Source organism: Streptomyces sp. NBC_00663 (assembly GCF_036226885.1).
Taxonomy (GTDB): domain Bacteria; phylum Actinomycetota; class Actinomycetes; order Streptomycetales; family Streptomycetaceae; genus Streptomyces.
The window spans coordinates 7,361,755-7,386,036 of the sequence record NZ_CP109027.1 but is presented as its reverse complement, the minus strand read 5'-3'; the positions used below and the strand labels follow the sequence as shown (position 1 = coordinate 7,386,036).

General features: G+C 70.6%; 25 protein-coding genes. 6 read left to right on the top strand and 19 right to left on the bottom strand.

The window, feature by feature from the left end; translation table 11 throughout:
• Nucleotides 1–9: 9 nt before the first annotated feature.
• The 3 genes from OG866_RS33445 to OG866_RS33435 all read right to left on the bottom strand — a co-directional run bounded on the left by OG866_RS33445 (nucleotide 10) and on the right by OG866_RS33435 (nucleotide 5,543).
• A complete protein-coding gene (locus tag OG866_RS33445; RefSeq protein ID WP_329340546.1) occupies nucleotides 10–1,593 on the bottom strand; it encodes a TROVE domain-containing protein in 1,584 nt (527 codons plus the stop codon).
• Between the two features lie 391 nt (nucleotides 1,594–1,984).
• Nucleotides 1,985–3,421 (bottom strand): alkaline phosphatase PhoX, encoded by a 1,437-nt coding sequence (locus OG866_RS33440; RefSeq protein WP_329340545.1) that lies wholly within the window; start codon nucleotides 3,419–3,421, stop codon nucleotides 1,985–1,987.
• A gap of 685 nt (nucleotides 3,422–4,106) precedes the next feature.
• Nucleotides 4,107–5,543 (bottom strand): hypothetical protein, encoded by a 1,437-nt coding sequence (locus OG866_RS33435; RefSeq protein WP_329340543.1) that lies wholly within the window; start codon nucleotides 5,541–5,543, stop codon nucleotides 4,107–4,109.
• Between the two features lie 297 nt (nucleotides 5,544–5,840).
• Here OG866_RS33435 and OG866_RS33430 point away from each other — a divergent pair, with 297 nt between their 5' ends.
• Nucleotides 5,841–7,670 (top strand): endonuclease/exonuclease/phosphatase family protein, encoded by a 1,830-nt coding sequence (locus OG866_RS33430; protein WP_329340541.1) that lies wholly within the window; start codon nucleotides 5,841–5,843, stop codon nucleotides 7,668–7,670.
• A 67-nt stretch (nucleotides 7,671–7,737) separates the two neighbouring features.
• Here the strand turns inward: OG866_RS33430 and OG866_RS33425 are convergent, their stop codons facing one another.
• The 5 genes from OG866_RS33425 to OG866_RS33405 form a co-directional block, all read right to left on the bottom strand.
• Nucleotides 7,738–8,439: an antibiotic biosynthesis monooxygenase gene (locus tag OG866_RS33425; RefSeq protein ID WP_329340540.1), complete on the bottom strand. Its 702-nt coding sequence runs from the start codon at nucleotides 8,437–8,439 to the stop codon at nucleotides 7,738–7,740.
• Between the two features lie 102 nt (nucleotides 8,440–8,541).
• Nucleotides 8,542–9,042, bottom strand: coding sequence for a DUF3618 domain-containing protein (locus tag OG866_RS33420; protein WP_329340538.1), 501 nt, complete (start codon nucleotides 9,040–9,042; stop codon nucleotides 8,542–8,544).
• On the bottom strand, nucleotides 9,039–9,449 hold the full coding sequence (locus tag OG866_RS33415; protein ID WP_329340536.1) for a phage holin family protein: 411 nt from the start codon (nucleotides 9,447–9,449) through the stop codon (nucleotides 9,039–9,041). Before OG866_RS33415 ends, OG866_RS33420 begins: the two co-directional genes overlap by 4 nt.
• A gap of 53 nt (nucleotides 9,450–9,502) precedes the next feature.
• Nucleotides 9,503–10,198: a hypothetical protein gene (locus tag OG866_RS33410; RefSeq protein WP_329340535.1), complete on the bottom strand. Its 696-nt coding sequence runs from the start codon at nucleotides 10,196–10,198 to the stop codon at nucleotides 9,503–9,505.
• Nucleotides 10,195–10,332 carry a hypothetical protein gene (locus OG866_RS33405; protein WP_329340533.1) on the bottom strand — a complete coding sequence of 46 codons (138 nt, stop codon included), beginning with the start codon at nucleotides 10,330–10,332 and terminating at the stop codon, nucleotides 10,195–10,197. The genes OG866_RS33410 and OG866_RS33405 overlap by 4 nt, the downstream gene beginning before the upstream one ends.
• A gap of 178 nt (nucleotides 10,333–10,510) precedes the next feature.
• Between OG866_RS33405 and dapA the strand changes: the two genes are divergently transcribed.
• Entirely contained in the window at nucleotides 10,511–11,407 is an 897-nt protein-coding gene (gene dapA / locus OG866_RS33400; RefSeq protein ID WP_329340531.1) for a 4-hydroxy-tetrahydrodipicolinate synthase, read from the top strand.
• A 1-nt stretch (nucleotide 11,408) separates the two neighbouring features.
• Here dapA and OG866_RS33395 read toward each other — a convergent pair whose 3' ends face one another.
• A complete protein-coding gene (locus OG866_RS33395) occupies nucleotides 11,409–12,629 on the bottom strand; it encodes a WD40 repeat domain-containing protein (protein ID WP_329340529.1) in 1,221 nt (406 codons plus the stop codon).
• Nucleotides 12,626–13,174 (bottom strand): SigE family RNA polymerase sigma factor, encoded by a 549-nt coding sequence (locus OG866_RS33390; protein WP_329344410.1) that lies wholly within the window; start codon nucleotides 13,172–13,174, stop codon nucleotides 12,626–12,628. Before OG866_RS33390 ends, OG866_RS33395 begins: the two co-directional genes overlap by 4 nt.
• A gap of 166 nt (nucleotides 13,175–13,340) precedes the next feature.
• On the opposite strand from OG866_RS33390, the gene OG866_RS33385 reads away from it, so the two are divergent.
• Both OG866_RS33385 and OG866_RS33380 read left to right on the top strand, forming a co-directional pair.
• The gene (locus OG866_RS33385) at nucleotides 13,341–13,835 is read left to right on the top strand and encodes a hypothetical protein (RefSeq protein ID WP_329340527.1); all 495 of its coding nucleotides are present in this window, start codon (nucleotides 13,341–13,343) and stop codon (nucleotides 13,833–13,835) included.
• Between the two features lie 32 nt (nucleotides 13,836–13,867).
• Nucleotides 13,868–14,788 (top strand): DUF4231 domain-containing protein, encoded by a 921-nt coding sequence (locus OG866_RS33380; protein ID WP_329340525.1) that lies wholly within the window; start codon nucleotides 13,868–13,870, stop codon nucleotides 14,786–14,788.
• A gap of 86 nt (nucleotides 14,789–14,874) precedes the next feature.
• Here the strand turns inward: OG866_RS33380 and dapD are convergent, their stop codons facing one another.
• The gene (gene dapD / locus OG866_RS33375) at nucleotides 14,875–15,864 is read right to left on the bottom strand and encodes a 2,3,4,5-tetrahydropyridine-2,6-dicarboxylate N-succinyltransferase (protein ID WP_329340524.1); all 990 of its coding nucleotides are present in this window, start codon (nucleotides 15,862–15,864) and stop codon (nucleotides 14,875–14,877) included.
• Nucleotides 15,865–16,100: 236 nt separating this feature from the next.
• Nucleotides 16,101–17,348: an MFS transporter gene (locus OG866_RS33370; RefSeq protein ID WP_329340523.1), complete on the bottom strand. Its 1,248-nt coding sequence runs from the start codon at nucleotides 17,346–17,348 to the stop codon at nucleotides 16,101–16,103.
• A gap of 138 nt (nucleotides 17,349–17,486) precedes the next feature.
• On the opposite strand from OG866_RS33370, the gene OG866_RS33365 reads away from it, so the two are divergent.
• The gene (locus OG866_RS33365; RefSeq protein ID WP_329340521.1) at nucleotides 17,487–18,374 is read left to right on the top strand and encodes a winged helix-turn-helix transcriptional regulator; all 888 of its coding nucleotides are present in this window, start codon (nucleotides 17,487–17,489) and stop codon (nucleotides 18,372–18,374) included.
• Here OG866_RS33365 and OG866_RS33360 read toward each other — a convergent pair.
• From OG866_RS33360 to OG866_RS33350, 3 genes are all read right to left on the bottom strand, one after another.
• Nucleotides 18,358–18,900, bottom strand: a complete 543-nt coding sequence (locus OG866_RS33360; protein ID WP_329340520.1) for a TetR/AcrR family transcriptional regulator — start codon at nucleotides 18,898–18,900, stop codon at nucleotides 18,358–18,360. The two genes, OG866_RS33365 and OG866_RS33360, sit on opposite strands and share 17 nt — an antisense overlap.
• Complete coding sequence (locus tag OG866_RS33355; protein WP_329340519.1) at nucleotides 18,900–19,220, bottom strand: DMT family transporter; 321 nt, start codon at nucleotides 19,218–19,220, stop codon at nucleotides 18,900–18,902. Before OG866_RS33355 ends, OG866_RS33360 begins: the two co-directional genes overlap by 1 nt.
• A 100-nt stretch (nucleotides 19,221–19,320) precedes the next feature.
• Nucleotides 19,321–20,349: a sulfotransferase family protein gene (locus OG866_RS33350; protein WP_329340518.1), complete on the bottom strand. Its 1,029-nt coding sequence runs from the start codon at nucleotides 20,347–20,349 to the stop codon at nucleotides 19,321–19,323.
• A gap of 232 nt (nucleotides 20,350–20,581) precedes the next feature.
• Between OG866_RS33350 and OG866_RS33345 the strand changes: the two genes are divergently transcribed.
• Nucleotides 20,582–21,394 carry an AbfB domain-containing protein gene (locus tag OG866_RS33345; RefSeq protein ID WP_329340516.1) on the top strand — a complete coding sequence of 271 codons (813 nt, stop codon included), beginning with the start codon at nucleotides 20,582–20,584 and terminating at the stop codon, nucleotides 21,392–21,394.
• A 53-nt stretch (nucleotides 21,395–21,447) separates the two neighbouring features.
• Here the strand turns inward: OG866_RS33345 and OG866_RS33340 are convergent, their stop codons facing one another.
• From OG866_RS33340 to sufC, 4 genes are read right to left on the bottom strand one after another with little or no spacing between them, the layout of a single operon-like run.
• Nucleotides 21,448–21,780, bottom strand: a complete 333-nt coding sequence (locus OG866_RS33340; RefSeq protein ID WP_079308860.1) for a metal-sulfur cluster assembly factor — start codon at nucleotides 21,778–21,780, stop codon at nucleotides 21,448–21,450.
• Entirely contained in the window at nucleotides 21,777–22,244 is a 468-nt protein-coding gene (gene sufU / locus OG866_RS33335) for a Fe-S cluster assembly sulfur transfer protein SufU (protein WP_329340513.1), read from the bottom strand. Before sufU ends, OG866_RS33340 begins: the two co-directional genes overlap by 4 nt.
• A gap of 15 nt (nucleotides 22,245–22,259) precedes the next feature.
• Nucleotides 22,260–23,516, bottom strand: coding sequence for a cysteine desulfurase (locus OG866_RS33330; protein ID WP_329340511.1), 1,257 nt, complete (start codon nucleotides 23,514–23,516; stop codon nucleotides 22,260–22,262).
• The gene (sufC, locus tag OG866_RS33325) at nucleotides 23,513–24,280 is read right to left on the bottom strand and encodes a Fe-S cluster assembly ATPase SufC (protein ID WP_329340509.1); all 768 of its coding nucleotides are present in this window, start codon (nucleotides 24,278–24,280) and stop codon (nucleotides 23,513–23,515) included. The genes OG866_RS33330 and sufC overlap by 4 nt, the downstream gene beginning before the upstream one ends.
• Between the last annotated feature and the right edge of the window lie 2 nt (nucleotides 24,281–24,282).

The window sequence follows — 24,282 nt, the reverse complement described above, 5'->3', positions numbered from 1 at the left end:
CCGGGCCGGTCAGGCCGCGGCCCACGGCCAGTCGGCGTCCCGGGCGCTCTCCAGCAGCGGCACCATCCGGAACGCCGCGTCCGACAGACCCCCGAAGGTGTGCCGGTTCGCCTTGCCGGAGGGGCCGTGGCCCGCCCGGTACCCGGCGAGGTTCCAGGTGTAGACCGGCACGTCGGCGGGGACCTGCTCGGTCGGGTCGCCGTAGTGGCTGTACGCGTACTGCTCATCGGTGACGATCAGCACCCGGTCGTGCTTGCGGTAGTGCCGGCGCACCGCGCCCGTGGTGTCGGTGCCGCCCAGGTTGCCGAAGCGCTCCAGGATCTTCAGCACCGACTCACCCGTGCGGAACGGGACCTCGGCGCTGGTGGTCCCGAACTGCACCAGGTCCGCCCGCTCGGCGCGCAGCGCGAGCGCCGTGCCGAAGACCGCCGCCGCGTCGGCCCGGTTGAGCTGCGAACGGCCGGACAGCGGACCCCACATCGAACCCGAGCGGTCGACCAGGACAAGGGTCCGGCCGGGCAGCGCGGGCACGTTGGCCAGCGAGTGGCCGAGCGCCTGCTCCAGCGGGTACGCCCAGCGCAGCGACGGCGCGTGCTGGTACGCGGCGAGGTAGCGGAAGGGGAACTGCCGCGACCGCGCGACCTCCGCCGGGTCACTGATCCGCGCCGCGACCCGGGCCGCGACCTCGTCGGAGACACCGGCCTGGTCGAAGTTGCGGAGGTTGCGCACAAGCGCCATCGCGCCCATGGACGGAATGACCGCCTCCCAGGCCGCCCTGTCCATCGGGCCTTGCAGCCACCCGGCCAGCGCCTCCCAGGTCATCCCGGCCGCGGCGAGCCGCTCGGCGCCGCCCTCGGAGGTGACGACCGCGCGCCGCTCCTCGACGGGCAGCGCCATCAGCTCGCGGTGTGCGACCAGCGTCCGGTTCGACGCGGGCGGCACGGCCGTGTCCGGGTGGTGCCGGCGGTCGAGGGCGTACTGGAACAGCTCGCCCTGCCACGCCTTGTCCGGGTCGGGAGCCGCGTGCACTAGGTTGAGGATGTCGCCGAAGCGGTACCCCTTGGCCGCGGTGTCGTACTTCAGCAGGGACTTCCCGCTGTAGAGCCGGCGTACGGCGTCGGCGACGCCGCGCTTGACGGGCTTGGGCACATTGCGGCCGTACGTCGCCGTCCAGTACGCGAGCAGCTCGCCGGGCTCGTCCGGACGCCGGAGCACGGAGTCGACGACCTGCCGGTTCGAGGGGCCGCCGGTGGCGCCCGCGTCGAGGCGCGCCTTCACGTACTCGGCGGCGCCGACGACGGAGGCGGTACGGAGGTTGCCCTCACCGCGCAGCCAGCCGAGCAGCCCGGCCGTCCACTCCGGGTCGGTGACGGCGAGCTCCCGCACCAGCTTCGCGAACCGGTCGTCACGGTCGGCGCCGCTCTCGTAGAAGGTGTCCTGCGAGACGAAGTTGGCGATGGCGAGCAGGAAGAGCTCGGAGCGCGCGTCCCGCTCACGGCCTCGGCCGCCCTGGAAGGTACGGAGAATGCGGCCGGTGGACGTGACCCGCGAGGTGGGCTGTGCCTTGGCGGCTCGCTTGTTGAATCGCGACATGCTGAATTCCCCCGAATTCACTGAGGTTTCGGAGGGAGGCACAGCAAAAGGAGGGTGCCCGAGATCGAGAGTCGGCCACGGAACTAAGTCAGATGCTCTATCCGCTGAGCTACATCGACCCTGAGTCGATGACGGGATTCGAACCCGCCGCTTCTGATCCAATGAAGTAACCGTTGCCTGCGCACCGGGCACCCACCATGAGCTGCGCCTCCCGAGATCAAGTCGGCTGCGGCGTGGGATTCTTTTTGGAGAAGAAGTAGCCGCGTCCTGCGCACCGGGAGGTGCATGAAGTTGTGGTGTCCAGAGTTCAGGTGAGTGGAAGTAGGCCCTGCCTTCGCACCTGGACGTTCATCACTTTAGGAGGAGGGCCGCGGGGCGGTCGAACGAATTATCAGGCGCGCTTCTGCCGCTTCCAGGGGCCGGTGATGGCGAGCATGATGCCCGGCGTCTGGATGTTGGCGAAGAGGGTCCTGCCGTCGCAGGAGAAGGTGACGCCGGTGAACTCGCTGTATTCGGGGGCGTCTTCGGTGCCGATGTTCAGTTCGTTGCGGGCGATGGGGTAGGTATTGCCGCTGTCGGTCGCGCCGAAGAGGTGCTGGACGCCCTCGCCGTCCTCGGCGATGACGAGGCCGCCGTACGGGGAGACGGTGATGTTGTCGGGGCCGTCGAAGGCGCCGTCGACGGAGGGGTCGGGGTTGACGCCGAGGAGGACCTTCAGGGTCAGGGTGCGCCGCTTGGGGTCGTAGAACCAGACCTGGCCGTCGTGCTGGACGGGGCTCTCCGCGCGGGCGTAGGAGGAGACGATGTAGGCGCCGCCGTCGCCCCACCACATGCCCTCCAGCTTGCGGGCGCGGGTGACCTGGCCGTCGGTGAACTGCTTGCGCACCGCCACCGTCTTGGCGTCGCGGTCGGGGACCGTCACCCAGTCGACGCCGTAGACCGTGCCGATCTTCGTGGCGCGGGAGAGGTCGTCGACGAACTGGCCGCCGGAGTCGAAGCACTTGAAGGCCTCGAAGGCACCGGCGTCGTCGGCGAGGGCGCGGAGCTTGCCGCGGCCGTGCTCGAAGCCCTTGGGCGGGGTCCAGCGGAAGAGGAGGCCGTTCGGCGAGGCCGCGTCCTCGGTGAGGTAGGCGTGACCGCGCTTGGGGTCGATGACGACGGCCTCGTGGGCGTAGCGGCCGAAGAACTTCAGGGGCTTGGGGGCGCGGTTGGCGCGCCGGTCGGACGGGTCGACCTCGAAGACGTAGCCGTGGTCCTTGGTCATGCCGTTGGACCCGGCCTTGTCCTCGTTCTCCTCACAGGTGAGCCAGGTGCCCCAAGGGGTGCGGCCGCCCGCGCAGTTGGTGGAGGTGCCGGCGATGCCGACCCATTCGGCGACGTGTCCGTCGGGGCGGACCTCGACGACGGTGCAGCCGCCGGCCGCGGCGGGGTCGTAGACCAGGCCCTCGGTGAGCGGGACGGGGTACTTCCAGTTGGCGCGCGGGCCCTTCAGCTCGTGGTTGTTGACGAGGAGGGTGGTGCCGCGGGGGCCGTCGAAGGTGGCGGTGCCGTCGTGGTTGGACGGGGTGATCTCACCCGACTCCAGCGTGGTCTTTCCGCTGTAGGTGATGACGCGGTACTTGAACCCGGCGGGCAGCGCGAGGATGCCGTCGGGGTCGGCGATCAGGGGTCCGTAGCCGACTCCGCCGTGAGCGTCCGCCTCGCTCCCGGTGTCGGTGGACGCGAGGGCCTGCGGCGCGGTGGCGAGGGCGCCGACGCTGCCGGCCAGCGCGACACCGGCACCGGTGATCGCGGAGTTCCTGGCGAAGTCCCTGCGGGTGAGCGACATGGTGTCTCCTGTGTGGCGAGGGGTGTGCCGTGGAGGGTGGGGGACCTCGGGTCGGCGTCACCGTTTCGCCCACGCCTGAACGGGAGTTGAACACCGGGCGACGTCCGCAGGTTCGCTTCCATGAATCCGTACGTCGGCCAGGACACCGCTCACGCCACGGCACCGCGCCGACGACTCGACCGCCTTGCCGCGAACAGGCCTCGCCGACTTCAACCACCTAGCCGCGAACAGGCCTCGCCGACTTCAACCACCTAGCCGCGAACAGGCCTCGCCGACTTCAACCACCTAGCCGCGAACAGGCCTCGCCAGCTTCAACCACCTAGCCGCGAACAGGCCTCGCCAGCTTCAACCACCTAGCCGCGAACAGGCCTCGCCAGCTTCAACCACCTAGCCGCGAACAGGCCTCGCCAGCTTCAACCACCTAGCCGCGAACAGGCCTCGCCGACTTCAACCACCTAGCCGCGAACAGGCCTCGCCGACTTCAACCACCTAGCCGCGAACAGGCCTCGCCAGCTTCAACCACCTAGCCGCGAACAGGCCTCGCCAGCTTCAACCACCTAGCCGCGAACAGGCCTCGCCAGCTTCAACCACCTAGCCGCGAACAGGCCTCGCCAGCTTCAACCACCTAGCCGCGAACAGGCCTCGCCGACTTCAACCACCTAGCCGCGAACAGGCCTCGCCAGCTTCAACCGCCTCGCTGCGAGCGGGCCTTGAAGGCCGCCTTGCGTGCTTCCTTCGCGATCTTCTTGTCCGGGTGCAGCCGCCCCATCGCCTCCAGCACCTCCGCGGTGGCCGGGTGGTCCACCCGCCACGCGGCGGCGAAGAACCCGCTGTGCTGCTGTGCGAGCCCCTCCACGAGCCCGGTCAGCTCCTCGGAGTTGCCCTCGGCGGCGAGCTGGGCGGCGACGGTGTCGACGGTCAGCCAGAAGATCATCGCCTCCGAGGGCGGCGGTACGTCGGCGGCGCCGCGCTCGGTCAGCCAGACGCGGGACAGTCCGCCGAGCTCCGGGTCGTCGAGGACCTCCCGCAGCGCGGGTTCGGCCTCCGCGCCCATGAGGGACAGCGCCTGCTGGCAGCGCAGCCGGCGCAACGGCGCGCCCGCGTCGCCGCCCCGGCTGGCGGCCAGCAACTCCCGGGCGGCGGCGAGGGGTTCACGCCGGTCCAGCCACTGTTCGGTCTCGGCCTGCGCGGCCCCGGGCGGGAAGCCGGCGGTGCCGTCGAGCAGGGCGTCCGCGCCCTTGTCGGCGAGGTCCCCGACGGCGGGTGCCGTGAACCCGGCCTCCAGCAGGCGCGCCCGCAGCCCGTAGAGGCCGAGCGGGGTGAGCCGGACCATGCCGTAGCGGGAGACGTCGGTGTCGTCGACCGGTGCGGCGGGCTCCTCGTCGGCGTCGGCCATGAGGGCCTCGTCGACGGGCTGGTACTCCACGAGGCCGACCGGTTCGAGCAGCCGGAACTGGTCGTCGAGGCGCATCATCGCGTCGGAGACCTGTTCGAGGACGTCGTTGGTGGGCTCCCCCATGTCATTGGGCACGATCATGGAGGCGGCGAGCGCGGGGAGCGGCACGGGACGGTCGCCGGGGCCCTCGTCGTTGAGGGTCAGCAGATACAGGTTGCCGAGCACTCCGTCGAGGAAGTCGGCCTCGGCGTCCGGGTCCCAGTCCAGGGAGGACAGGTCGATCTCGCCGGCTCCCTCTTCGAGGTCCATGGCCTCCACAAGGTCGTCGAGGTCGGGCACGCTGGCGTCGGCGAGCACCGTCTCCAGCGCCGTCTGCCACACCCCGAGCACGTCCTGCGGGGCGCCGCCGGTGAGCAGGGCGAGTTCCTCGCCGGCCGCGACGGTGCCCTCGTCCTCGTCGGTGATCTCGACGAGCCCGGTGTCGACGGCGACCCGCCAGGCCTCGCTCGCAGAGGCCGCGGCGTCGTCCCCGGTGAGTCCGAGGAGTTCGGCGGCGGCCGGAAGCTGCTCCTCGGCGAGCCCGCCACCTGCGTCGACGCGGGTCTCGGGGGAGGCCCAGCGGGCGAGCCGGGCGGCCCGGGAGAGCAACGGCGTGGACAGCGCGTCCCGCGCCAGCTCCGCTTCGGGGTGCAGCCGCGCCGGCGGCAGGGGGGAGCTGTCTGACATCGGCTGCTTCTCCTAGACATCGCGTCTTACCACTCAGCCGCTCAGCCTAGACGGATTTGGCCCCATGCCGCCCGGTTCATCTCCCCGCCGGCCCCAGTACATGGCCGAAACCTTGACAAGTGACCTGATCACGCAGGAGATTACGCGCGTAGAACTTCACTGCACACCTGTTCACCGCCCTGACACCCGTGCACGGTACGTTCTACGCGCGTCGCCACCGCCCCACAGGTCGCGGCTCCCACCGTTCCACGCTCCACCCTCGTCCCGGCGCTCAAGAACGTCCCCGGAGGGATCCCGTTGCCGAGCAAGTCTTCCGCGCGCCTCGCCGCGCTCACCGTCGCCGCCGTGTGCTCCGCCGCGTCCACGGTCGTCCTGACCTCTCCCGCGCACGCGGACTCCGTGCGCATCCACGACATCCAGGGCACGACCCGGATATCCCCGTACGCCGGCCAGAAGGTGGCGGACGTCTCCGGCATCGTCACCGGCATCCGTACCTACGGCTCGTCCAAGGGCTTCTGGATCCAGGACCCGAACGCGGACGACAACCCGGCCACCAGTGAGGGCGTCTTCGTCTTCACCAGCTCCGCCCCGAAGGGCGTCGCCGTCGGCGACCTCGTCACGGTCTCGGGCACGGTCTCGGAGTACGTCCCCGGCGGCACCTCCACCGGCAACCAGTCGATCACCGAGATCACCAAGCCGACCACCACGGTCGTCTCCAGCGGCAACGCCGTCCCGGCCGCCGTCGTCGTCGACGCCAAGTCGGTCCCGGCCGCCTACGCCCCGGCCGGCGACGCCGCCGCGGGCAACTCGATCAACGGCCTGGCCCTGGAGCCGTCGAAGTACGCCCTGGACTACTACGAGTCCCTGGAGGGCGAGAACGTCAAGGTCGCCGACACCCGGGTGGTCGGCGCCAGCGACCCGTACACCGAGCTGTGGGTGACGGTGAAGCCGCGCGAGAACGCCAACCGCCGCGGTGGCACGGTCTACGGCTCCTACGACGCCCAGAACACCGGCCGCCTCCAGATCCAGTCGCTCGGCGCGACCTCCGCCTTCCCGGTGGCGAACGTCGGCGACGTGCTGGAGGGCGCGACCGAAGGCCCGCTGGACTACAACCAGTTCGGCGGCTACACCCTCGTCGCCAACACGATCGGCACGCTGAAGAGCGGCGGCACCGAGCGCGAGACGACCCAGAAGCAGAAGCACGGCGAGCTGGCGGTCGCGACGTACAACGTCGAGAACCTCGACCCGTCCGACGCCACCTTCGCCGCGCACGCCGCCGCGATCGTGAACAACCTCCAGTCGCCCGACATCGTGTCCCTGGAGGAGATCCAGGACAACAACGGCGCGACCAACGACGGTACGGTCGCCGCCGACCAGACGGTCCAGAAGCTGATCGACGCGATCGCGGCCGCGGGCGGCCCGACGTACGACTGGCGCTCCATCGACCCGACGAACGGCACCGACGGCGGTGAGCCGGGCGGCAACATCCGCCAGGTGTTCCTGTTCAACCCGGAGCGGGTCTCCTTCACCGACCGCGCGGGCGGCGACGCCACCACGGCCGTCGGTGTGACGAAGGAACACGGCAAGGCGGCCCTGACGGTCTCCCCCGGCCGTATCGACCCGACCGACACGGCCTGGGCGTCCAGCCGCAAGCCGCTGGTCGGCGAGTTCGTCTTCCGTGGCCGTACGGTCTTCGTGATCGCCAACCACTTCAACTCCAAGGGCGGCGACTACGGCCTGACCTCGGCGACCCAGCCGGTGCCGCGCAGCTCGGAGGTCCAGCGCCACCAGCAGGCCACCCTGGTCAACGCCTTCGTCAAGGACGTCCTGGACACCCAGAAGAACGCGGACGTCATAGCCCTCGGCGACATCAACGACTACGAGTTCTCCGACACCGCCAAGATCCTGGAGACCGACGGCGCCCTGTGGTCGGCGATCAAGTCGCTGCCCAAGAGCGAGCGTTACTCGTACGTCTACCAGGGCAACGCCCAGGTCCTGGACCAGATCCTGGTCTCCCCGTCGATCCGGCGCGGCTGCGACTTCGAGTACGACAGCGTGCACGTCAACTCGGAGTTCAACGACCAGATCAGCGACCACGACCCCCAGGTCCTGCGCTTCAAGCCGTAACCGCACGGCGCGTCAAAGGACGTCAACAGGCCCGGCCGAACGGTGAGTTCGGCCGGGCCCGGCCGCGTCAGCCGGGCAGCAGCCCGAGCAGGTGCTCGTACCGGCTGACGGTGCTGCTCTTCACCCCGGGGAAGTTCTGGACGCGCTTCCAGCGTTCGGTCGCGGAGCCGACTCCGTCGCCGGGGGCGGCGAGGGCGTCGATGTGGGCCTGGGCGGTCTCCCACTCGGCGTAGTTGAGGACGCGGGTGCCGTCGGTGCTGAGGTGGAAGTGGGCGCCGATGCCGCCGGGGTGCGGGTTGGGCTCGCTCTCCAGGGCCTCGAAGACGGCGTCGACCCAGGCCCGCTGCCGCTCCGGATCGGGTCCCTCGAACTCCACCTCGACGATCACGACGCACCCCGGCACCCGCGGGTCCCCCTCCCGGGTGGCGCTGCGGTAGCGGCGGTAGCGGTCGAGCCGGACCCGCTCGATGCCCGGTACGGCGGTGTCGACCTCGTCGACGCGCTCCTGCCGGTGGGTCTTCACGAAGGCCTCGTACGCCGCCTCGTCCGCCCACTGCGAGTGGTGCAGAAGGGTGGAGCCGTCGTGTCCGGCGTAGACGTGGTACCCGAGCAGCCCGGCGGCGGGCCAGTCCCGGCGCTCCCAGGTCCGCGCGATCGTCGCCACCGCGTCCCGCTGCCGCTCGGGGGTGCCGACGCGCCAGGTGCTGAAGAAGGGCGCGCCGGCCCGGGGGTCGGTCAGGTCGGGGTGGTCGTCGGTACGACGGGTCATGTCGGGCTCCGCTGTTCGAGTGCCGATGCGTGTACCGACGACTCTCCGACCTCAACCATGATTCAGGTCAAGCGCCTGATTCCGTAGGGCGATTGATGGGCCTCACCGCTTCGGGTACCGCCACGTCACCACGGCCACCGCCGCCAGCGCCGCGCCGATGACCAGCGCCGGGCGCGGATGCCGGATCGCCGCCTGGACGACGTACCGGGCGGGCTGGGGGACGCTGTGTTCGGCCCGCCGTTGCAGTTCGTGCCCGGACTTCGTGGCCTTGCCGTGCGCCTGATGACCGGTCCTGGTCGCCGTGTCCTGGACCTTGTGGCCCGCCTGTACGGCCTTGTCGTGCATGGTGTGTCCGGCCTGGGTGGCCCGGTCGTGCGCCGTGTGGCCGGCCTGCGCCGCGGTGCTGCGCAGTTGCACGGTCATCGCGCCCGCCTTGTCCCGCAGGTCGGCCGCCCGAGCTCGCGCTCGGCCCTTCACGTCCATCTTTCCTGCCAACTCCTCCACTGTGTCGCCGAGTTGGCTGCGGGTCTGTTCGATCTGCTCCCGCAGTTCCTCGGGGCCCTTGGCCCCGTGTCCCACGCCCGGCATCGCCTTGTCCGTCATCGGTGTGCCCTTTCCCTGATCTCCTCGACGTCGGCCCTGACGCTGCCGAGGGTCTCCTCGAGCGTGGGGGGTGCCGCGCGGCGGAGCTGGGTACGGCCCCTCGCGGCCAGCAGGGCGGCGAGGGCGAACAGTACGGCCGTCACGATGAGCGCCGCGGCCCAGACGGGCAGCGTCAGCGAGAGGGCGGCGGTGGCCGTGGCGGCGAGGGCGAGCAGCCCGGCGTAGGCGATCGCTCCGGCGGCGCCGAGCATTCCGCCACCGCGCCCGGCCCGCCGCCCCTTCTCGGCGAGCTCCTCCTTGGCGAGGGCCACTTCCTGCCGTACGAGCTGGGAGAGCTGCTCGGTGGCCTGGCCGACGAGCTCGCCGACGGAGCGCTGGGCCTGCCCGGGCTCCTGGATCTGGGTCACGGTTGTCCGCCTCCTCTCGGTTCGGACCGTCCGAGTACCCGGACCCGCTCCCGCTACCCCTGCGAACCCGCCTCCGGCCCCCGCTCCCCCAGCCTCGCCAGCTGCGTCTGGAACCAGTCGAGCCGCGCCTGCAACAGGGCCGCCTCCGCGGTGAGTTCAAAGACGCCGAGGCCGGTTGTCGTGGCCGCCTCGGCGTCGGCCGCCGGCTCGCTCCCCCGGCCCGCCACCACGCGCAGCCCCTCTCCCGCGAGCCGTGCGAACGACGCGAGCGAGACGGACGTACGTCCGCGCAGACAGCCCGCGCAGGACGGGGCGAGGGCGCGCCAGCCGGGCCTGCCCCAGCCGGCGTCGGCGAGGGCGGAGGCGGCGGTGCCGCAGGCGCAGGGGCCGACGGTGGCGGTGCGGACGCGCTGGCGGGCGTAGCGGAAGCCGAGCTCGAAGCGGAGGTAGCGGCCGAGGACGGACACCTCCAGCAGGGCGGCCGCCCGGTGCTCGGCGGTGCACAGCAGGGCCTCGGCGGTCGTACGGTCGTGCACACAGTGGAAGCCGCAGTCGCAGCGGCGGTGCGGTGCCTTGTGCCGCAGGCCGTAGACGCAGGACGCGTCGGCGAGGACGCCGTAGGGCAGCGCGCCGCCGAGCGACACACCGGTGAACCCGGCCCGGGTGCCGTCGTGGGACAGCACCGGGTGGGCGATCTTGTATCCGGTCGGCGGCTCCGTAGGGCGTTCCTCCGGAAGCCGGAGTCTCATCGGGCGGCCGGTACCTCTTCGGGCGCCGTCAGTTCCTCGGTGATCTCTTCGGGGAGCAGGAGTTCGGGTTCTTCGTCGTGGGCCTGCGGCCGCTCTTTTGCGACTCCGGTGGCGAGTGCCTTGCCGAGCTTCATGACGCCTCCCATGACCAGGGGTCGATTCCTGGGGTCGATGACCGTCCTGACCATGGTGACCCATGAGGGGCCGATTTGGACATAGGGCCTACTCCGACCCCATCTCTCAGTATTGCTTAGCAATACATCGTAGAAGAATTAAGTGGAGCTTCACGATGAGTGTGCCGAGACTACTCCCATGACGTACTCCGGCTCCTCCGCCCCGCCTCTCGGCCGCGCCCTCTGCGCGATGATCACGCCCTTCACCGAGGGCGGCGTCCTCGACCTGGACGGCGCGCAGCGGCTCGCCGAGCGGCTGGTGTCGGAGGGCTGCGACGGTCTGGTCCTGTCCGGTACGACGGGCGAGTCGCCGACCACGTCGGACGCCGAGAAGGCCGACCTCGTCCGGGCGGTCCGGGAGGCGGTGGGCACCCGGGCGTCGATCGTCACCGGCATCGGCACCTTCGACACCCGGCACACCGCCGAACTCGCCCTGGCGGCCGAGAAGGCGGGCGCGGACGGGGTGCTGCTGGTCAGCCCCTACTACAGCAGGCCCCCGCAGGACGCGCTGGAGGCGCACTTCCGCCAGATCGCGGACTCCTCGGGCCTGCCGATCACGCTCTACGACATCCCGGGCCGCACCGGCACCCGTATCGAGCCCGAGACCCTCCTCCGGCTCGCCGAGCACCCGAGGATCGTCGCGGTCAAGGACTGCTCCTACGACTTCCTCGCCGCCCAGAAGGTCATCGCCCGTACGGAGTTGGCGTACTACGCGGGCTGCGACGAGCACAACCTCGCGCTGTACGCGGTGGGCGGGGCGGGGTACATCAGTACGGTGGCGAATGTCGCACCGGCCGAACTGCGCGCCGTTCTCGACGCGTTCGACGCGGGCGACACGGCTGAGGCGGCCCGGCTCCAGCAACAGGCCACGCCCCTCATCGAGTTGATGATGTCGGCGGGTCTGCCCGGCACGGTCACGGCGAAGGCCCTGCTGAACGAACTGGGCCTGCCCGCGGGCCCGGTGCGCGCACCGCTGCTGCCCGCCGACCGGCCTACGGTCGGCGGGCTGCTGGCGGCGTACCGAGGGCTTCGCTGAATCAGCGCTGCACGAAGACCGGCTCCCAGGCCAGGCGCCGGGGACCGTCGTCCGGATCGCGCTCGCCGCTGAGGGGTACGACCTTGTCGCTGCCGATCGTGACGAGGACGAGGTGGTCCTTGTAGCCGGCGTGCTTGAGCGGTGTGGTGCGTTCCCAGGCGATGAGGCGGTGGTCGTCGACCCAGGCGAGGAGCTGGGCGCCGCGGATCTTGGTGATCTCCTTGTCGGTGAGGGGGTTGCGGATCGAGGAGTAGGACTCGCCGGGGAGCTTCTTGCCGAGGTTGACCTCTTTGGTCAGGCCGAGGGCGGCCAGCTCACCGTTCGGGGAGAGCCGGGCCGGGACGTCCCAGCGCAGGTACTTCTCCTTGGCGGGCGCGGCGATCTTCTTGCCGGAGAGGTCGTAGAACTGCTCCATGCCGTCCTTGCCGCCGATCACCTGCGCGTACACGGCCTTGTCGTCATCGGTGAAGGCGAAGTCCGCGCGGCCCGGGACATCACGGCCGGACTTGATCTGCCACCAGGCCCCACCGCCGTTCACCACATCCCAGACGAGGTATCCGGACCGGGACGTGGCCCCTTCCGCCATCGCCGGGTCCACGCCGTTGTCGCCGTTCTCGACCATGACCCGCCGGTCGGGGTGCTCGTCGTACGTCGTGGCGACCAGCTTGGTCCCGTCGTGCGAGAACGAGAGCCCGCCGACTCCCACGCTGAGCGGGATCCACTGCCTGATCTTCCCCGTCGTGAGGTCGAGCAGCCCGATCCGGTGTGAAGGCAGGGCGCGTTCGAGGACGGCGGCGGTCTTCGCGCCGGGTGCGACGGCGACATAGGACCATCGGGTGTCCTTCTCGTACCGCCCGGTGCTGGGATCGAGGAGCCGGTACGTCCGTTCGGCGATCCACTCGCCCTTGGTCCGTCGGGTCTCGGTGGTGTAGTAGGCGGCGAGCACCGTGTTCCCGACCGAGATCGTCTTCTGCGGCAGCGACCCGTCCTGACGGCCCGTGACCCCGCTCGGGCGTACGTCGTCCCCGCCGCCCAAGACCAGCTGCGGGACCGCCACCGAGACGGCGACCACGGCCGCGGTGGCCGCCGCGACGGACGCGAAGGTACGGGCCCGCCGGCGCCGGCGCACGGCCAGCACCCGGTCGGCGAACCCCGGCCCCGGCGGCGGCTGTTCACCGGCCAGGTCGCGCAGGGAGTCACGTACGAGATCCTCGACGTTCACGGACGTACCTCCACGGGTGCGAAGTCACGGGACGGCCGGCTCGGGGTGTTCAGAGCGGCCAGTTCGGGGGCGAGGGTGCGCAGGCGGGCGAGCGAGCGGTGGGTGGTGGACCGTACGGTGCCGACCGAGCAGCCCAGGATCCGGGCCACGTCCGCCTCCGGCAGATCCTCGAAGTAGCGCAGCACCAGCACGGTGCGCTGCCGGGCGGTGAGCCGCGCGAGCGCGCCCCGCATCACCAGGCGCACCTCGGCGGCCGACGAGTCGTCGCCGCCGGTACGGTCCTCCGGTGGCTCGGCGACGCTCAGCTCGCGTCTGGGCCACTTCAGCCGCCAGCGGCTGATCTGCTGCCGGTAGAGGATCTGCCGTACGTACGCCTCGGGTTCGTCGATGCGGTGCCAGCGGCCGGCCGCCTTGATCAGCGCGTTCTGGAGCAGGTCCTCGGCGGTGTGCCGGTCGCCGCCGCTGAGCAGCACGGCCGTCTTCAGCAGCGCGGACGACCGGTGCTCCACGAACTCCCGGAAACTGTCCTGCGCCTCGGCATCCATCGTCACCTTCTCTTCCCCGGGGAGGTTCCCCCGGGGCCCGTCCCCGGAGCGGACCCGGTGTCCGCCCCCTCTGCCCCTTGTGACGCGTGCGGCAGCGTCCCGCTATGCCTGCCGCGCACAGAAATTTCAGGCGCCCGCTCTCCCCTCCCTGTCGTACGGTGATCCGGTGAGCCGCCCTCTGCTCTTCCTCGACGTCGACGGCCCCCTGAACCCCTACGCGGCGAAGCCGGAGCGCCGCCCCGAGGGTTACACGACGATCCGGGTGGCCCTGCACCCGGGCCGCCCCCTGCGGGTGTGGCTGAACCCGTCCCACGGCCCGGCCCTCCTCTCCCTCCCCTACGACCTGTGCTGGGCGACCACGTGGATGGACGCGGCCAACCGCTGGATCGCCCCCGTCGTCGGCCTCCCCCAGCTCCCCTACGTCGACTTCGGCGACCGTCTCCTCACCCGTCGGCCCGACGGGGTGCACTGGAAGACGGAGGCGATCGTGGCGTACGCCGAGGGCCGGCCCTTCGCCTGGGTGGACGACGAACAGAGCGCCGCGGACGAGGAGTTCGTCACCGAGCACCATCCCGCCCCCGCCCTGCTGCACCATGTCGACCCTCGAATCGGCCTGCTCGAGAGGGACTTCGCGATGTTGCGGAACGCTACGCTGACCTGAACGCGCCCCCAGCACAGAGCGGGATCCACTTGATGCTGTCGCAAAGTCCCCTCGAAGAGAGCGATCTTCCCGGGGTTTTCGAGTCGGCGGACGCCATCTCCAAGGAAGGCCAGCGGGATTACCTCAAGTGGACGCGCGGGCGGCTTCAACTCGCCCTGGCCGCAGCCCTGTTCGGCGGCATCGCGGCCACCGTCGACAGCCACGGCACGGTGGAGAAGACCGCGGCGGCCCTGGCGTTGACCGCCTTCATCGCCGCGCTGCTCACCGAGGTCCATCTGCTGCGGGACAAACCAGAGGAACGCTGGTACAACGGCCGGGCGCTGGCCGAGTCCGTCAAGACACTGGCATGGCGGTTCATGGCGGGCGCGGCGCCGTTCCCGCCCTCACTCACGGGCGACGAGGCCCGGGACGTCCTGCTGACCCGCATCCACGACCTGACGACGGAGGCGAACCTCCCGGGCCTGACGTTCGGCCAGGCCCAGGTCACCGACCGGATGCGGGAGGTGCGGGCGCTGGACTTCGCGGACCGGAAGTCCGTGTATCTGGCGCTGCGAGTTGCGGACCAGGAGGGCTGGTACAACGCCAAGGCCAGGCTCAACAAACAGAACTCCGGCAAATGGCGCAGTCTTCTGATCCTCTTCGAGGTCCTCGGCGTCGCCGCGAGCACCGTCAGCCTGCTGGACCTCGCCGACGTCGACGCGAGCAGCGTGGTCGCCGCCGCCATCGCCGCGGCGGGGGCGTGGCTGGAGGTCAAGCAGTACGACAACCTGTCCTCCGCCTACTCCCTCACCGCCACGGAACTCGGTTTCGTCCGCATGACCGGCGAGAACGTCACGACCGAGACCGACTGGTCCCGGTACGTGGTCTCCGCCGAGCAGGCGATCAGCCGGGAGCACACGATGTGGCTGGCACGGCGGCTGGGGATGCGGGCGGTGCGGATGAACTCGGAGTGAGGTCACCTGAGTGAGGTCACCCTCCCGGCGGGACCACCGGGAGGGTTGTGGCTGCTCTAGTTGCGGCTGATCTAGTTGTGGCTGATCTAGTTGTGGCTGTGCAGGATCTCGTTCAGACCGCCCCACACCGCGTTGTTCGGACGGGCCTCGACCGTGCCGGTGACCGAGTTGCGGCGGAAGAGGATGTTGGAGGCGCCGGAGAGCTCGCGGGCCTTGACGATCTGCCCGTCGGGCATGGTGACGCGGGTGCCGGCGGTGACGTACAGCCCGGCCTCGACCACGCACTCGTCGCCGAGCGCGATGCCGACGCCGGCCTCGGCGCCGATCAGGCAGCGCTCGCCGATGGAGATGATGACGTTGCCGCCGCCGGAGAGGGTGCCCATGGTGGAGGCGCCGCCACCGATGTCGGAGCCGTCGCCGACGATGACACCGGCGGAGATACGGCCCTCGACCATGGAGGTGCCGAGGGTGCCGGCGTTGAAGTTGACGAAGCCCTCGTGCATGACGGTGGTGCCCTCGGCGAGGTGCGCACCGAGGCGGACGCGGTCGGCGTCGGCGATCCGGACGCCCTTGGGGGCGACGTAGTCCGTCATCCGCGGGAACTTGTCGATGGACGTGACCTGGAGGTGCAGGCCCTCGGCGCGGGCGTTGAGGCGCACCTTCTCGATGTCGTCGACGGCGACGGGGCCGAGGGAGGTCCAGGCGACGTTGGCGAGGAAGCCGAACATGCCCTCCAGGCTCTGGCCGTGCGGCTTGACGAGCCGGTGGGAGAGCAGGTGGAGCCGCAGATAGACGTCGTGGGCGTCGATCGGCTTGGCGTCCAGCGAGGAAATGACCGTACGGACCGCGACGACTTCCACCCCACGCCGCGCGTCGGCCCCAACCACCTTTGCGGCACCCGCACCGAGCGCCTCGACGGCCTGCTCGGCGTCCAGCCGCTCGGTACCGGAGGGACCGGCCTCTTCCTTCAGCTCGGGCGCGGGGAACCAGGTGTCGAGAACGGTGCCATCAGCGGCGATGGTGGCAAGCCCGGCGGCCACGGCACCGGTCGTACGAGAAGCAGTCGTATCGGTCATGAGGGCAACCTAACCGCCCAGAGCCTACAGAGGCTAACCAGCGGGGGGCGCGTCTCAGGTGGCGGGCTGTGGGGGCGCGGTAGGCGGTTCGTTGGGGGTCGGGGCCGCGCCGGGGGGTCCGTCCTCGGAACGGCACCGCTGCGGGCGGACACCCCCCGACACGGCCCCTCACGTTCGAACGCGGGTGCGGGTCGTGCCGGTCAGGGGCGCGGGGAACTGCGCGACCAGCCACGACGCTACCGCGGCGGCATTCCCTTCAGGGCCGGCGGGGTCGAAGGGGCGGCAGCCCCTGGGGATGGGAACGGGGAGGGGCGGCGGGGGCGAGGAAAGGCGTCGGCCAGGAGCACCGCCACCCCAGCCACCGCCCCCAAGCCCGCACAGACCGGCCACACCACCCCCGGAGCCACCTCGTACAACCCCCCGCCCAACGGCGCCGCCAACACCACCCCACTGATCGACGCCCCGGCGTACAGCGACTGAAACCGCCCCTGCACCCGCTCCGGCGCCTGATCCGCGACGTACGCCGTGGCCGTCGTCTTGTACAACGCCTCCCCGAACGTCAGCAGCGCCATCATCACGACCGCGCTACCGACCCCCACCCCCGCCAACAACACCCCGTACCCCGCCCCCACCAGCACCAGCCCCACCCCGATCACCCGCAATGGCGACCGTTTCCGCAGCACCACCGCGACCGGCACCTCCAGACACAGCAGAATCCCCCCGTTGACGGCGAGCAGCGTCCCGTACACCCGCGCGTCCATCCCGTGATCCGCGAGGAAGACGGGGAACGTCGAGTACTGCTGCCGGTACACGACGTCGACGACGACGATCGCCGGCAGCAACACCAACACCGCAGGCCGCGCTCGCAGGGCACCCCAGACACCCCCACCCCGCCCGCCTCGCCCACCCCGCCGCGTCACCCCTCGCGCCGCCGGCACCACCCGAGCCGTCCAGCACGCCAGCCCCACACTCCCGAGCCCTTCCCCCACATACAGCCAGTCGTACGAGAACCTCGTCGCGACCAGCGCCCCCAGCACCGGCCCCACCGTGAACCCCCCGTTCGCCGCCGCCCGCACCACGGCGAACGCCTGCCGCCGCACCCCCTCCGGCACGATGACCGCGACGAGCGCGGACTGCGCGGCCCGCTGCACCCCGGACGCGTACTGCGCCAGCGGCAGCACCCCGTACAGCGCCGGCGTCGGCAGCAGCGGCACCGCGCCCAGCAGCAACCCCGATCCCACGGCCGCCGTCAGCAGCACCCGGCGATGCCCGAACCGGTCCCCGTACCAGCCACCGGTGAAGTTCCCCGCGACGAGCCCCGTGCCCCCGACCCCGACGAGCACCCCGGCCTCGCCCGCACCCAGGCCCCGCGGACCGGTCGCGTACAGGAACACGAACGCGAACCCGACACTCACGACCATGTTCACGAACGTGCCGCAGGCCAGCAGCCAGACCGCCCGTGGCACCTCTCGCAGTGCTCGCACCACGACCCCCCGTCAGTTCCCTTTGGGAACTAACTATGTCAGCATGACAGCCTCGGGGCAACGCCGCAGCGGTCACCGCAGAAGATCGCCACAAGAACCCGCCGCACAGGACCCCGACGGACGAAGGGACGGGACGCCATGGCCCGCAGGACGAGCCTGGAGGACGCCACCTGTGCCATCGCGCAGGCCCTGGACGTCGTCGGCGACTGGTGGACCCTGCTGATCGTCCGCGACACCGCCCGCGGCGTGCATCGCTTCGACGAGCTCCAGCGCGAACTCGGCATGTCCAGGAAGGTGTTGACCGAACGGCTGCATCTCCTCGTGGACGCCGGCGTCGTCACCCGGGTGCCCTACCAGGAGCGGCCCGTACGGTACGAGTACCGGCTCACGCCGCGCGGCCACGCCCTGCTCCCCGTCCTCGTCGCCCTCCAGGACTGGGGCGACGCCTGGGTCCTCGGCGACGGCAGCACGACGGCCACCGCGGCGGAGGCCTCGGCGGAGGCGCGGCGGATCCACGAGCTCGTCGGCACCCGGGTTCCGGAGCTGCAACTCCTCGACCATCGCGGCGAGTCGCGCGATCCCGTCGCGGACGGCACCCCGTTCACCGTCCTGTACTGCTTCCCCGGCGCCTACGCCCGCGCCGACTCCTATCCGCCGGGCTGGTCCGACATCCCCGGCACCCCCGGCTGCACCCTGGAGTCCTGCACCTACCGCGACCGCCACGCCGACTTCACGGCGGCGGGCGCCACCGTGCACGGCGTGTCCACCCAACGCCCCGACGAACAGCGGGCGTTCGCCGAGAAGGAGGGGCTGGGCTTTCCTCTGCTCTCCGACGCCGAGCTGTCCCTCATCGCGGCGCTACGGCTGCCGACCTTCCGCGCGGCGGGCGCCGGCCGGCTCAAGCGGCTCACCCTGGTGGTCGACCGGGAGCGGGTGGTGCGGGACGTGCAGTACCCGGTGACGGACGTCGCGGGGAGCGTCACGGCGGCGCTGGCCACGGTCAGGCGGCTCAGCGGGGCGGAATGACCCGCGCCAGCGTCTCCCGCGCGTAGGCCTCGTCGTACACCCCGTCCGTCAGCAGCACCTGCAAACAGATGCCGTCCATCAGCGCCGCCAGCGCCCGCGCCGTGACCGGATCGGTGCGGCGGGCCACCAGGTCGACCAGCCGCTCGGTCCACTCGGCCGCGACCGGGCGCAGCGCGGGTCGACGCAGCGCGGCGAGGTAGAGCTCGTACTCCAGCTCCACGCCGGTGCGGTCGCCGGCCAGCCATTGGGCCATCCAGCCCGCCAGTTCCGCGGCCAGGTCGGCCTCCGGATCCTCCAGGCCGCCGCGCGCCGCGATCACCTTGGCGAAGCCCTCGTTCGCCTGCCGCAGCGCGGCGACCATCAGTTCGTCGAGGGTCTTGAAGTGGTACGTCGTCGAGCCGAGCGGCACATCGGCCTCTGCGGCGGCCGTGCGATGGCTCAGTCCCGCCAGGCCTTTCTCGCCGACGACCCGGATCGCCGCGTCGATGATCCGCTGGCGTCGCTCGGGGTCGTAGCGCCGGGCCATCAGTGCGCACCGCCCAGGTTCAGCACGACCACCCCGACGATGATCAGCGCGATCCCGGCGGCCTTGGCGGCCGTCATCCCCTCCCCCAGGAACAGCATCCCGATGGTGGCGATGGAGGCGGTGCCGGCCCCGGCCCAGATCGCGTACGCGGTACCGACCGCGACCGTCCGCAGCGTCTGCGCGAGCAGCGCGAAGGAGACCACATAACCGAGGACGGTCAGCAGCGAGGGCAGCAGCCGGCTGAAGCCCTCGGTGTACTTCATGGCCGTGGTCGCGGCGACCTCGGCGGCGATGGCTCCCGCCAGCATCAGATACCCCATGTGTACGAGTGTACATAACGCCGCTTCCGCAGGCTGCGTACAGCGCTCGCGTGGGCGTGGGCGTGAGCGTGGGCCTGCCATGATCCGCGGGTCGTGGGCGTCACGCCCTGAGCTCCGAGGTGGTGACCGGCCGGGCGGCCGAGACGGGGCCCGGTTCGCGCACTCGCGCCAGGCGGTCGAGCAGCCGCCGCTTGGCGTGGGCGGCGCGGCGCAGGGCGAAGACCCTGCGGTAGCGGAGCAGTTCGGCGGGGTCGGGGCGGACGGCTCCGCTGAGTTCATAGCCGTTGCGGACGAGGCGGTCGCCGAACGCCGCCTCGCACAGGCGTATCTGATCGGGAGTCAGGCGCAGCTGCCAACTGCCGGCCCGGGTGGCGTCGAGGGCGCCGTGGGTGCGGCTGTGCCAGGTCTTGCGGGCGGGCACGGCCTTGCTCGCGAGGCGTCGCGGCTCGGCCATCCGGGGGTCGTACTCCTCGCCCAAGTAGTCGCAGAGGGAGCGCAGTTGCGGTTCCGGGTCGGCTACCAGGTCCTCGAAGCGCAGTTCGTGCCAGCTGTCGGGGCCGAGGCGGCGGGCGTATCTGCGGGTGGTGTCCATCACCTGCGCCCAGGTGGCCACGGCCTCGTGGAAGCCGCGGTGCCACCAGGGCATCCCGAGCAGGGAGGCGACGCAGTCACGGCCGTCGCGGACCAGGTGCACGAACTGGGCGTCGGGGAAGAGCCGCAGGATCTCCTCGACGTGCAGGGCGTAGGCGGGCCGTTTGTCGCCCCAGCGCGCCTTGCCATGGCTCTCGGCGTAGGCCTTGAGCGTGATGCCCAGCGCCGAGCCCAGTGTGGGCGGCCCGTCCGCGATCCGCTCGGCAACCGCTCTCGCGTCCAGACCCAGCTCGTGGAAGCGGGTCTCCTTCCGTCCGGTGATCCACTGGGCGAGCCCGGCGCGGTTTCCGGCATCACGGAGGTCGCCGAAGCGCAGCCGCCCCTCGTAGGCGGGCAGCACGAAGCGACTCTCCGGGGGCAGCGCGATGCGCGGATGCGCGTGCAGCATGAGCTGGAGCAACGTGGTCCCGGAGCGGGGGCAGCCGAGCACGAAGACGGGACGGGCGGCGGACGGTGCGAGGGGGGCGGAGGTAACCACGCCTCCACGCTGCCGCCGGGTGATGAGGCGGCGCTGGGAGGGCGCTGAGAAAGCGATGTGGAAACCGGCCGCGCAACAGATGTGAACGCCCGGTGGAGAACGATATGGAAACCGCTCGCTGAAAGGGCTGCTGCGAGGGAAGCCGTTCCACTACTGTGCCGTCTGCTTCACCGTTCACATACCCCCCATCACAGCCGCGGCCTTGCCATGGGCTCCGCCGGAGGAACCGCGCATGCCACAAAACCAGTCCCGTCCTCCTCAGCCCTGGGAGAACGGGTGGGTCCCCGACACGTCCCGAGCCCCCGGGACCAGGCGTCTGTATCTCGCCGCTGCGCTGGCGGTGGCCACGATCGTCGCCTGTGTGACGGCGATAGCCTGGACGGACAGGGGTCCTGAGACACTGTCAGCACCGCCCCCCTCGGACGGCGTGACGCTGCCGGGCCTGATCTCGTACGGCACCCCGTCGCAGACGGAGGCGGCGCCGCCGAAGGGAAAGAGCGGCCTCACCACCGACGAGGCCACGACCCCGGCCCCCCGCCAACAGGGCTCCACGCCCTCCCCGGCCACCGACCCGACGACCAAGTCCCCGTCCTCGCACCCGAGTTCATCGGCTCCCCGGCCGGCGGCCACCTGGCGCTCCGTCCGCTCGGTCAACTACCCCGACCGCTACTGGCATGTGAGCGGCGGCTATGTGAAGCTCGACCCCGTCGGCGGCTCGGAATCCCGCGAGGACTCCACCTTCAAACTGGTCAAGGGCCTGGCCGACAGCTCCTGCTACTCCTTCGCCACCGCCGACGGCCAGTACCTGCGCCACCGCAGCTTCATCCTGGTGGCCGACCGCGACGACGGCTCGGCAATGTTCCGCCAGGACGCCACCTTCTGCGCCCGCGCCTCATCGGTCCCCGGCGCGATCACCCTGGAGTCGGTGAACTACCCCGGCCGCTTCCTGCGCCACCAGAACTTCCAGCTCAGGCTGGACCCGTACCAGTACGGCGACCTGTACCGCCAGGACTCGGCGTTCCGGTTGGTGGACGGGCTGGCCTGAGCACACGGAAAGGGGCCGCGGCACCCGGCCACGGCCCCCTTCACCAACTGCTGTCAGACGTTGAACCCGAGCGCCCGAAGCTGCTCACGCCCGTCGTCCGTGATCTTGTCCGGGCCCCACGGCGGCATCCAGACCCAGTTGATGCGCAGCTCGTTGACGAGGCCGTCCGTGGCGGACTTGGCCTGGTCCTCGATGACATCCGTCAGCGGGCAGGCCGCCGAGGTCAGGGTCATGTCGATCGTCGCGATGTTCGCGTCGTCGATGTGGATGCCGTAGATCAGGCCCAGGTTGACGACGTCGATGCCCAGTTCGGGGTCGACGACGTCGTACAGCGCCTCGCGGATCTCCTCCTCCGAGGCCGGCTTCATCTCAAGCGTCTCGCTCATGCCGTCTTCCTTTCGGCGTCGGCTCCGCCCAGGGCCTGGGCCGTCGCGTCCTTCCACGCCATCCAGCTGAGGAGGGCGCACTTCACCCGGGCCGGGTACTTGGAGACACCGGCGAACGCGACCGCGTCCTCCAGCACCTCCTCCATCGCGTCGTCGGGCTCGATCCTGCCCTTGGACTGCATCAGCTCCAGGAAGGTCTCCTGGATCCGCTGCGCGTCGGACAGGTCCTTGCCGACCAGGAGGTCGTTCAGGACCGAGGCCGACGCCTGGCTGATCGAGCAGCCCTGGCCCTCGTACGAGATGTCCGCGATCTGCTCGCCGTCGTACTTCACGCGCAGCGTGATCTCGTCGCCGCACGTCGGGTTGACGTGGTGCACCTCGGCGTCGCCATCCCGGAGACCGCGCCCGTGCGGGTGCTTGTAGTGGTCCAGGATGACTTCCTGGTACATCGAATCAAGCTTCACGACTCAGCCAGCTCCTCAGCCGAAGAAGTTCCGTACGTGCTCCAGACCGTCGACCAGAGCGTCGATCTCGGCCGGCGTGGAGTACAGATAGAACGACGCTCGCGTGGTCGCAGGAATTCCGTACCGGAGGCAGACCGGGCGGGCGCAGTGGTGACCCACGCGGACCGCGATGCCCTGCTCGTCCAGCACCTGGCCCACGTCGTGGGGGTGGATGTCACCGAGCGTGAAGGAGATCGCCGCGCCCCGGTCCTCGGCCGTGGTCGGGCCGATGATCCGCAGGTCGGGGACGGCCGACAACCGCTGGACCGCGTACTCCGTCAGCGCGTGCTCGTGCGCCAGGATCTTGTCCATGCCGATCGAGTTCAGATAGTCGATCGCCGCGCCGAGCCCGACCGCCTGGGCGATCGGCGGGGTGCCCGCCTCGAACTTGTGCGGAGCGGGAGCGTACGTCGACGAGTGCATCGACACCGTCTCGATCATCTCGCCGCCGCCGAGGAACGGAGGCAAGTCCTCCAGGAGCTCCTGGCGGCCCCAGAGCACGCCGATGCCCGTCGGACCGCACATCTTGTGGCCGGTGAAGGCCACGAAGTCGGCCTGGAGGGCCTGCACGTCCAGCGGCATGTGCGGAGCGGCCTGGGAGGCGTCGATGCAGACGAGCGCACCGACCTCCTGCGCGCGGCGGATTATCGCCTCGACCGGGTTGACCGTGCCCAGGATGTTCGACACCAGCACGAAGGAGACGATCTTCGTCTTCTCCGTGATGATCTCGTCGATGTTGGACAGGTCGAGACGGCCGTCGTCGGTGAGGCCGAACCACTTCAGCTTCGCGCCCGTGCGCTGCGCGAGCAGCTGCCACGGCACGATGTTGGAGTGGTGCTCCATCTCCGTGATGACGATCTCGGTCTCGGCGTCCACGCGGTAGGGCTCGTCGGCCCAGCCCAGCATGTTCGCGACGAGGTTGAGCGACTCGGAGGCGTTCTTGGTGAAGATCACCTCGTCGCGCGAGGGCGCGTTGATGAACGCGGCGACCTTGTCCCGCGCGCCCTCGTACAGCGCCGTGGCCTCCTCGGCGAGCACATGCACACCGCGGTGGACGTTGGCGTTGTAGCGCTCGTAGTACTCGCTCAGGGCGTCCAGCACCTGGCGCGGCTTCTGCGAGGTCGCCGCGTTGTCCAGGTACACGAGCTTCTGACCGTCGTGGACCTGACGGTCCAGGATGGGGAAGTCCTTGCGGAGCGCCTCTGTGTCGAGGAGGCCCGACAGCTGTGTCACGCGGATACGCCACCCTTCGTGGTGTAGGCCTCGTAGCCCTCGTTCTCCAGCTTGTCCGCGAGCTCGGCACCGCCGGACTCGACGATCCGGCCGCCGGAGAAGACGTGCACGAAGTCGGGCTTGATGTAGCGCAGGATGCGCGTGTAGTGCGTGATCAGCAGGGTGCCGACCTCGCCGGTCTCGCGGACGCGGTTGACGCCCTCGGAGACGATGCGGAGGGCGTCGACGTCCAGACCGGAGTCCGTCTCGTCGAGGATCGCGACCTTCGGCTTGAGCAGTTCGAGCTGGAGGATCTCGTGGCGCTTCTTCTCACCGCCGGAGAAGCCCTCGTTGACGTTGCGCTCGGCGAAGGAGGGGTCCATGTTGAGGCGCTCCATGGCCCCCTTGACCTCCTTCACCCAGGTGCGCAGCTTGGGGGCCTCGCCGCGGATGGCGGTGGCGGAGGTGCGCAGGAAGTTCGACACGGAGACACCGGGGACCTCGACCGGGTACTGCATGGCGAGGAAGAGGCCGGCGCGGGCGCGCTCGTCGACGGACATCTCCAGGACGTCCTCGCCGTCGAGGGTGACGGTGCCGCCGGTGATCGTGTACTTCGGGTGACCCGCCAGCGAGTAGGCGAGGGTCGACTTGCCGGAGCCGTTGGGGCCCATGATGGCGTGCGTCTCGCCCTGCTTCACGGTCAGGTCGACGCCCTTGAGGATCTCCTTCGTGGCGTTGTCGGCCTCGACGGTGACGTGCAGGTCGCGGATTTCAAGCGTTGCCATGG